This is a genomic window from Myroides sp. LoEW2-1 (genome assembly GCF_009767705.1).
Taxonomy (GTDB): domain Bacteria; phylum Bacteroidota; class Bacteroidia; order Flavobacteriales; family Flavobacteriaceae; genus Flavobacterium; species Flavobacterium album_A.
Genome location: NZ_WSPP01000105.1, coordinates 1 through 8,372, shown reverse-complemented (window position 1 = coordinate 8,372; position 8,372 = coordinate 1). Strand labels below are relative to the sequence as shown.

Annotated in this window: 5 protein-coding genes; 3 read left to right on the top strand and 2 right to left on the bottom strand. The window is 35.4% G+C overall.

Annotated elements, in window-relative coordinates:
• Positions 1–280: 280 nt before the first annotated feature.
• Positions 281–3,043 (top strand): bifunctional aconitate hydratase 2/2-methylisocitrate dehydratase, encoded by a 2,763-nt coding sequence (locus GOQ24_RS07050; RefSeq protein WP_160339390.1) that lies wholly within the window; start codon positions 281–283, stop codon positions 3,041–3,043.
• Between the two features lie 92 nt (positions 3,044–3,135).
• Here the strand turns inward: GOQ24_RS07050 and GOQ24_RS07045 are convergent, their stop codons facing one another.
• Positions 3,136–3,600: an OsmC family protein gene (locus GOQ24_RS07045; protein ID WP_160339389.1), complete on the bottom strand. Its 465-nt coding sequence runs from the start codon at positions 3,598–3,600 to the stop codon at positions 3,136–3,138.
• Between the two features lie 281 nt (positions 3,601–3,881).
• On the opposite strand from GOQ24_RS07045, the gene GOQ24_RS07040 reads away from it, so the two are divergent.
• Complete coding sequence (locus GOQ24_RS07040) at positions 3,882–6,143, top strand: aconitate hydratase (protein WP_155091186.1); 2,262 nt, start codon at positions 3,882–3,884, stop codon at positions 6,141–6,143.
• Positions 6,144–6,459: 316 nt separating this feature from the next.
• Here the strand turns inward: GOQ24_RS07040 and GOQ24_RS07035 are convergent, their stop codons facing one another.
• Positions 6,460–6,690 carry a hypothetical protein gene (locus GOQ24_RS07035; protein ID WP_160339388.1) on the bottom strand — a complete coding sequence of 77 codons (231 nt, stop codon included), beginning with the start codon at positions 6,688–6,690 and terminating at the stop codon, positions 6,460–6,462.
• 309 nt (positions 6,691–6,999) lie between these two features.
• Here GOQ24_RS07035 and uraA point away from each other — a divergent pair, with 309 nt between their 5' ends.
• A complete protein-coding gene (gene uraA / locus GOQ24_RS07030) occupies positions 7,000–8,319 on the top strand; it encodes a uracil permease (protein WP_160339387.1) in 1,320 nt (439 codons plus the stop codon).
• The last annotated feature ends 53 nt before the right edge of the window (positions 8,320–8,372 follow it).

Genomic DNA, 8,372 nt, shown 5'->3' with positions numbered 1-8,372 from the left:
AATAAATACCAGTACAACTCTTTTTTAGATTAAAAGTTAATTGGTCTTGAATCACTTAAAGCAAAAGTGATATGAGTTTCTTAATCGAAACTTATTTTATTTAATACAATGTTATTTAAGTAGAGAAATCACAGTTATGCTAAGTTTTAAAAGTAGTCCGTTTACCTTTTGTTTGAGAAATGAAATTGTCTTGTATGATAACTAATTAGGAATAATGTTTTACGGGTTGATTAACAAGTTGTATTTAATCAGTCAGCCTTAAATTTAATAGAGATTAATTATGAGCCTTTATAAGGATTACATCAACGAGATTGAAGAAAGAAAAAATCAAGGACTTAACCCTAAGCCAATTGACGGTGCTGAACTATTAAGTGAAGTTATAGCACAAGTAAAAGATGCTGAGAACGAATACCATGAGGATTCTCTTAAGCTTTTTATTTATAATGTTTTACCTGGTACTACTAGTGCTGCTGGTGTTAAAGCAAAGTTTTTAAAAGAAATTATCTTAGGTGAGGTTGTAGTAAAAGAAATTACTCCAGCTTTTGCTTTTGAATTATTATCTCATATGAAGGGAGGTCCTTCTATCGAGGTTCTTTTAGATTTAGCATTAGGTAATGATGAAGCTATCGCTTTAGAAGCTGCTAAAGTACTTAAGACACAAGTGTTCTTATACGATGCAGATACATTACGTCTAAAAGAGGCTTTCTTAGCTGGTAATGCTATTGCTAAGGATATCTTAGAAAGCTATGCTAAAGCAGAGTTCTTTACTAAACTTCCTGAAGTGGCTGAGAAAATAGATGTAGTAACTTTCATCGCTGGTGAAGGGGATATCTCGACAGACTTATTATCTCCAGGTAACCAAGCTCACTCTCGTTCTGACCGTGAACTTCATGGACAGTGTATGATCACTCCTCAGGCTCAACAAGAGATTAAAGCGCTACAAGCAGCTCATCCTGGTAAAAGCGTGATGTTAATCGCGGAAAAAGGAACAATGGGAGTAGGGTCTTCTAGAATGTCAGGTGTGAATAACGTAGCATTATGGACAGGTAAACAAGCAAGTCCTTATGTACCTTTCGTTAATATTGCTCCAATTGTAGCAGGTACAAATGGAATTTCTCCTATTTTCTTAACGACTGTGGATGTAACAGGAGGTATCGGAATTGATCTTAAGAACTGGGTAAAGAAAACAGACGCAAATGGAAAAGTTGTCCTTAACGAAAAAGGAGAGCCTATCTTAGAGGAAGTTTACTCTGTAGCAACAGGAACTGTATTGACAATTAATACAAAGACAAAAAAACTTTATAACGGAGAAAAAGAGCTTATCGATATTTCTAAAGCTTTAACTCCACAAAAAATGGAGTTTATCAAAGCAGGTGGTTCTTATGCTATCGTGTTTGGTAAAAAAATTCAAACTTTCGCAGCAAAAGTATTGGGTATAACAGCTCCAACAGTATTTGCTCCTTCAAAAGAAGTTTCTGTGGAAGGACAAGGACTTACAGCTGTAGAGAAAATCTTCAATAGAAATGCAGTAGGAGTAGCTCCAGGAAAAGTATTACACGCTGGATCTGATGTACGTGTAGAAGTTAATATCGTTGGGTCTCAAGATACAACTGGTCTTATGACTGCTCAAGAGTTAGAGGCAATGGCTGCTACAGTTATTTCTCCTATTGTAGATGGAGCTTACCAATCTGGATGTCACACTGCTTCTGTATGGGACAAAAAAGCGCAGGCTAATATCCCTAAATTGATGAAGTTTATGAACGACTTCGGTTTAATTACAGCACGTGACCCTAAAGGTGAATACCATTCTATGACTGACGTTATTCACAAAGTATTGAATGATATTACAATTGACGATTGGGCTATTATTATCGGTGGTGACTCACATACGAGAATGTCTAAGGGAGTTGCTTTCGGTGCGGATTCAGGAACAGTTGCTTTAGCTCTAGCTACAGGTGAGGCTTCAATGCCAATTCCAGAGTCAGTTAAAGTTACTTTCAAAGGAACTATGAAACCACATATGGATTTCCGTGACGTGGTGCATGCTACACAATCTCAAATGTTGAAACAATTCGCAGGAGAGAACGTATTCCAAGGAAGAATTATCGAAGTACATATCGGAACTCTTCTTGCTGACCAAGCCTTTACATTTACAGACTGGACTGCAGAGATGAAAGCTAAAGCATCTATCTGTATTTCTCAAGACGATACTTTAATTGAATCATTAGAAATAGCAAAAAGCCGTATCCAAATCATGATTGAGAAAGGTATGGATAATAAAAACCAAGTGCTTCAAGGCTTGATTGACAAGGCTAATAAGCGTATCGAAGAGATTAGATCAGGTGAAAAACCAGCTTTAACTCCAGATGCTAATGCTAAGTATTATGCTGAGGTAGTGATTGACTTAGATATTATCGAGGAGCCAATGATTGCTGACCCAGATGTAAATAACGAAGATGTTTCTAAACGCTATACACACGATACAATTAGAGAACTTTCTTACTATGGAGACAACAAAAAAGTTGACTTAGGTTTCGTAGGTTCTTGTATGGTACATAAAGACGACTTGAAGATTGTTTCTCAAATGCTTAAAAACATTGAAAAACAAAGTGGTGAAGTTAAGTTTAATGCTCCATTAGTAGTGGCTGCTCCGACTTACAACATCATCGACGAGTTGAAAGCTGAAGGAGATTGGGAATACTTACAAAAATATTCAGGATTTGAGTTCAGTGACTTGTTGCCAAAAAGCAATGCTCGAACAGAGTATGAAAACATTATGTACTTAGAGCGTCCTGGTTGTAACTTATGTATGGGTAACCAAGAGAAAGCAGCTAAAGGTGATACTGTAATGGCTACATCTACTCGTTTATTCCAAGGACGTGTAGTAGAAGATTCAGAACGCAAAAAAGGAGAGTCTTTATTAGCTTCTACACCAGTAGTAGTATTATCTGCTATCTTAGGAAGAATACCAACTATCGAAGAATATAAAGCTTCAGTAGAAGGAATTAACTTAACTAAGTTTAAGCCAATTCCTACTAAGTAATTTAAATAGTATTTATATATACCAAGCGAGGTAGTCCATACAGACTACCTCGCTTTTTTTATGATATACTTGATTATAATATGATGCTTGTTTTAACTGAAACATTGTGCATGATGCTCTATTTCAAAATTGCAAGAATTAGCAATAAAACAAAGTTTATTGGCTTGGGTATGCAGTTGTAGGGCTAATTCTTTTTGCGATTCATCTTTGATGCGTATTATCGGATTTAAAACTACTTTAGTTATACGTCCGCTGCCATCATCATTTAGTACCAATGTAGCTTGTGAATTATCTTCGTAAGTAAGAACCTCTATATTGTGTTGTTGGCATACGTACAGATAAGACATCATGTGGCAAGAGGTAATGGCACTCAATAGTAAATCTTCTGGATTTAGCAAGGTAGGATCACCTTTAAAGGCTTTGGCTGCTGAAATAGCTAAAATATCTTTTCCCTCTATTTTGATAGTGTGACTTTTGGCATATACCTTTTTGTTTGACTCTTTTTGCTTGTCGGGCGCTATCCAATTTAGTGCTGCTTTAAAAAGATGTTTGTACATAGTATTGGCTTATCTAAATGTTTTGTTTTGTGTATTTAGATAGTAGTGGAGTTAGAGTAACTCTTACTATCAATGATTTATTCAAATTTAAACAAAATACACATCTATTTTTTTGTTATCATGTCGTCTTTATACTTTGCATTTGGGTATTCCTTGCAAATCTACTTTGTTTAAGTAGAATCATTTTAAATATATTGTTTTAACATTTATATAGAATTTATAAGCCTTAAAATATATTAAATTGGGTGTAAATATAAATTTGTAAATAAAAGTATTTTACTATGGCTTTTGATATAGAAATGATTAAGAAAGTGTATGCAAAGATGCCTGCTCACGTGGAGAAAGCGAGAGAGTTAGTAGGACGTCCTTTGACACTAACAGAAAAGATTTTGTACACGCACTTATGGGAAGGGAGTCCTTCTCAAGTATTTGAAAGAGGAAAAGACTATGTGGATTTTGCACCAGATAGAGTAGCTTGTCAAGATGCAACAGCACAAATGGCATTACTACAGTTTATGCATGCTGGAAAAGATAAAGTGGCAGTACCAACTACAGTACACTGTGATCACTTGATTCAAGCAAAAGTTGGAGCTTCTACTGATTTGCAAGTTGCACAGAATCAATCTTCAGAAGTATTTAATTTCTTGTCATCTGTATCTAATAAATATGGTATTGGTTTCTGGAAGCCAGGAGCAGGTATTATTCACCAAATTGTTTTAGAGAACTATGCTTTCCCAGGAGGATTAATGATAGGTACAGATTCACATACAGTTAATGCTGGTGGTCTAGGTATGTTAGCTATCGGTGTAGGTGGAGCTGATGCAGTAGATGTAATGTCTGGTATGGCTTGGGAATTGAAGTTTCCTAAATTAATAGGTGTGAAATTAACTGGAAAGTTAAATGGTTGGACAGCACCTAAAGACGTTATCCTTAAAGTAGCTGACATTCTAACTGTGAAAGGTGGAACTGGAGCTATCGTAGAGTATTTCGGTGAAGGGGCTACTTCTATGTCATGTACTGGTAAAGGTACTATCTGTAATATGGGAGCTGAGATAGGCGCGACTACTTCTACATTTGGATACGATGATTCAATGAGAAGATATTTAGCTGCTACAGGCCGTCAAGATGTAGTCGATGCTGCTGATAAGGTAGCTGAGCACTTAACAGCTGATGCTGATGTGTACGCTAATCCAGAAAAGTATTTTGATCAATTGATTGAGATTAACCTATCAGAATTGGAACCACATATTAATGGGCCTTTCACTCCTGATAGAGGAACCCCTGTATCGAAAATGAAACAGGAGGCTCAAGCTAATGGATGGCCATTAAAAGTAGAGTGGGGATTAATTGGTTCATGTACAAACTCTTCTTATGAAGATATGTCTAGAGCGGCTTCTATTGTAGAACAAGCAGTAGCTCAAGGAATCACTCCTAAGGCAGAGTTTGGTATTAACCCAGGTTCTGAACAAATACGTTATACGATCGAAAGAGATGGTATTATTGAGACTTTTGAGAAGATGGGGACTAAAGTATTTACAAATGCTTGTGGACCATGTATTGGTCAATGGGATCGTGAAGGAGCAGATAAGCAAGAGAAAAATACGATTGTGCATTCGTTTAACCGTAACTTCTCTAAACGTGCAGATGGTAACCCAAATACGCATGCTTTCGTAACTTCACCAGAAATGGTAGCTGCATTAGCTATTGCTGGAGATTTAAGTTTTAATCCTATCACAGATACTTTAATAAACGATGAAGGTCAAGAGGTAAAATTACTTCCTCCAACTGGTGACGAATTGCCAACTAAGGGATTTGATGTAGAAGATCCAGGTTATCAAGCACCAGCTGCTGACGGTTCAAATGTCGTAGTGGAAGTAAACCCAGCATCTAATCGCCTTCAGTTGTTAGAACCGTTTACTCCGTGGGATGGAAAGAATATTACTGGAGCTAAACTGCTGATCAAAGCTTTTGGTAAATGTACTACGGATCATATCTCTATGGCAGGTCCTTGGTTGCGTTTCCGTGGCCACTTAGATAATATTTCGGACAATATGTTGATAGGAGCTGAAAATGCTTTTAATCATGAAACAAATAAAGTTAAGAATCAACTCACAGGAGAGTATGGGGCTGTACCTGCTGTGCAGCGAGCTTATAAAGCGGCTGGTATTCCGACAATCGTAGTAGGAGATCAAAACTATGGTGAGGGATCATCACGTGAGCACGCAGCTATGGAGCCTCGTCACTTAGGCGTTAAAGCGGTTTTAGTGAAGTCTTTTGCACGTATTCATGAAACAAACTTAAAGAAACAAGGTATGTTAGCTTTAACGTTTGCTAATGAAGCAGATTATGATAAAATTCAAGAGGATGACATTATCAACTTCTTAGACTTAACTGAGTTCGCCCCAGGTAAGCAATTATCATTAGAGTTTGTACACGCAGATGGTTCTAAAGACGTGATTAAAGCTAATCACACATATAATGCAAGTCAAATAGAATGGTTTAAAGCAGGTTCTGCATTAAACTTAATTGCAGCAGGTAAATAGATATTAATATATCTACTATAATCAGAAAGGGTATCCTATTGGGTACTCTTTTTGTTTTATTAAAATTGATTTATAAAGTCTTTTTTAGCTACTAAAAGACATTCATTAATGGATGATTTTAGTAAGTCATAATCTCCTACTTTCCATTTTTTCTTGAATTTATTGATATTCTTTTTGTGATATTTTTGTGTGACAATATTATTATTCAGGTCTGTTATGGTAGAGGTAATGTTAATAAATAATTCTTTTCCTACTACGATAAAACCATAGTAATTGACCGTAAGTCCATAGTGTAAATCAATTTCTTGAATTTGATTTACATTATATTTATTTCTTTCTTTCTTATATAATCGTAGTCTAATTCTGTTGTTTCTGCTTTGTGTATTACAGGAAGAGCATTGATATTTTCTATAAAAATATATTCCTTATTAATAGAATCGTACTTTTTCTTTATCTCATTATTTATAGCTGTATAAATAATAGGTTTGTAAATGCTATCTATTTGTTCTAATCCTTTTTTGAACTTTGTTTGAGGTGTAAGAGCCATATCTAACAAACCTTGTGCTCCACTTTTTAGAACATGGACTTTTGGTTTATATATTGTAACAGCTATTTTTTTTATTGTCTTTAAATACTTCTTTATTTAAAACTATCTGCCTTGAACTACAAGAACAAAATAAAACGATAATTGTAAGTAGATAGAATGTTTTGAAAGGTCTCAGAGTATTAGTTTATTTTTAAATTTTTGATAAAATTGTTATTTATTACTGTGATAGTACTGATATTATTATAGTATTTTTTGTACGACACTGTATTTTATAGTTATTTTGCGGTTATAAATACACAATAACACAACATGAGTGAATTAGACGATAAGAAGATTGTTTTGACAATTGATCAGAAACCAAAGTTAGGACAGTGGGTCCTATTGAGTATTCAGCATTTATTTGCCATGTTTGGCGCTACTGTTTTGGTGCCGACTTTGACAGGAATGAATCCCGCAATAGCCCTTATATCAAGTGGGATAGGTACATTAGCTTTTATTGTTATAACAAAAGGGAGAGTGCCTTCTTATTTGGGGAGTTCTTTTGCTTTTATTAACCCGATTATAGCTCTTAAATTATTAGAGGCAGATCCTGCATCAGGTATGCCTGTGGGAAGTTTTTTGGTTGGGAGTTTTTTAGTGGGGGTAGTTTACTCTTTAGTGGCATTGTTAATTTCAAAAGCAGGTACAGGTTGGTTGATGAAATTGTTGCCACCTATTGTAGTAGGCCCGGTAATTATGGTAATCGGGTTGGGATTAGCCAATACAGCGGTAGGTATGGTGACGAACAATCCAAGTGGAGAGTATGATTTAACTTATGTTCTCATAGGATTAGTGACACTTGCGATTACTATTATTACTGCGATTTTTACGAGAGGGTTCTTAAGTGTTATACCTGTTTTGGTTGGTATTATTGGAGGATATTCATTTGCAGCAATTATGGGGGTGGTCGATTTTACCAAAGTAATAGAGGCTCATTGGATAGAAGTACCAGAGTTTATGCTTCCATTTGTTGATTATACTCCTTCTATATCTTGGTATGTTATTTTGTTAATGTTGCCAGTGGCTATTGTGCCGATAGCTGAACATATTGGACATCAGTTAGTATTGAGTAAAGTGATAGGTAAAGATTTAATAAAAGATCCTGGACTACATAAGAGCATGTTAGGGGATGGAGTTGCCACTATGTTGGCTTCATTGATAGGAGGACCACCAAATACTACTTATGGAGAGAATATAGGTGTACTTGCTATAACACGTGCATTTAGTATCTATGTGTTTATAGGTGCTGCATGTTTTGCAATTATTTTTGGATTCTGTGGAAAGGTAGCGGCTTTGTTAAGTACTATACCAGCTCCAGTAATGGGTGGAGTATCTATTTTGTTATTTGGAATTATTGCATCAAGCGGATTGCGTATGTTAGTTGAAAACAATGTAGATTTTAAGATAAAGCGAAATCTAATTATTTCTTCTGTTATTTTGATTATTGGAATTGGAGGCGCAGCAATTCACATCGGAGAAGCGTTCTCATTAGAGGGGATGGCACTTGCCTCAATCATTGGTATTGTTTTAAACCTTGTTTTACCTGGAAAAAAGAATGTGAAATTCGAGGATATGTTTAAAGATGAATAGGTTTTACATATCTATTAAATAATAATCAGGCATTATTTTATATAAATAAATAA

Coding starts and splice junctions, on each gene's coding strand:
- GOQ24_RS07050 (WP_160339390.1), top strand. CDS start 281: ATGAGCCTTTATAAGGATTACATCAACGAGATTGAAGAAAGAAAAAAT.
- GOQ24_RS07045 (WP_160339389.1), bottom strand. CDS start 3,600: ATGTACAAACATCTTTTTAAAGCAGCACTAAATTGGATAGCGCCCGAC.
- GOQ24_RS07040 (WP_155091186.1), top strand. CDS start 3,882: ATGGCTTTTGATATAGAAATGATTAAGAAAGTGTATGCAAAGATGCCT.
- GOQ24_RS07035 (WP_160339388.1), bottom strand. CDS start 6,690: ATGGCTCTTACACCTCAAACAAAGTTCAAAAAAGGATTAGAACAAATA.
- uraA (WP_160339387.1), top strand. CDS start 7,000: ATGAGTGAATTAGACGATAAGAAGATTGTTTTGACAATTGATCAGAAA.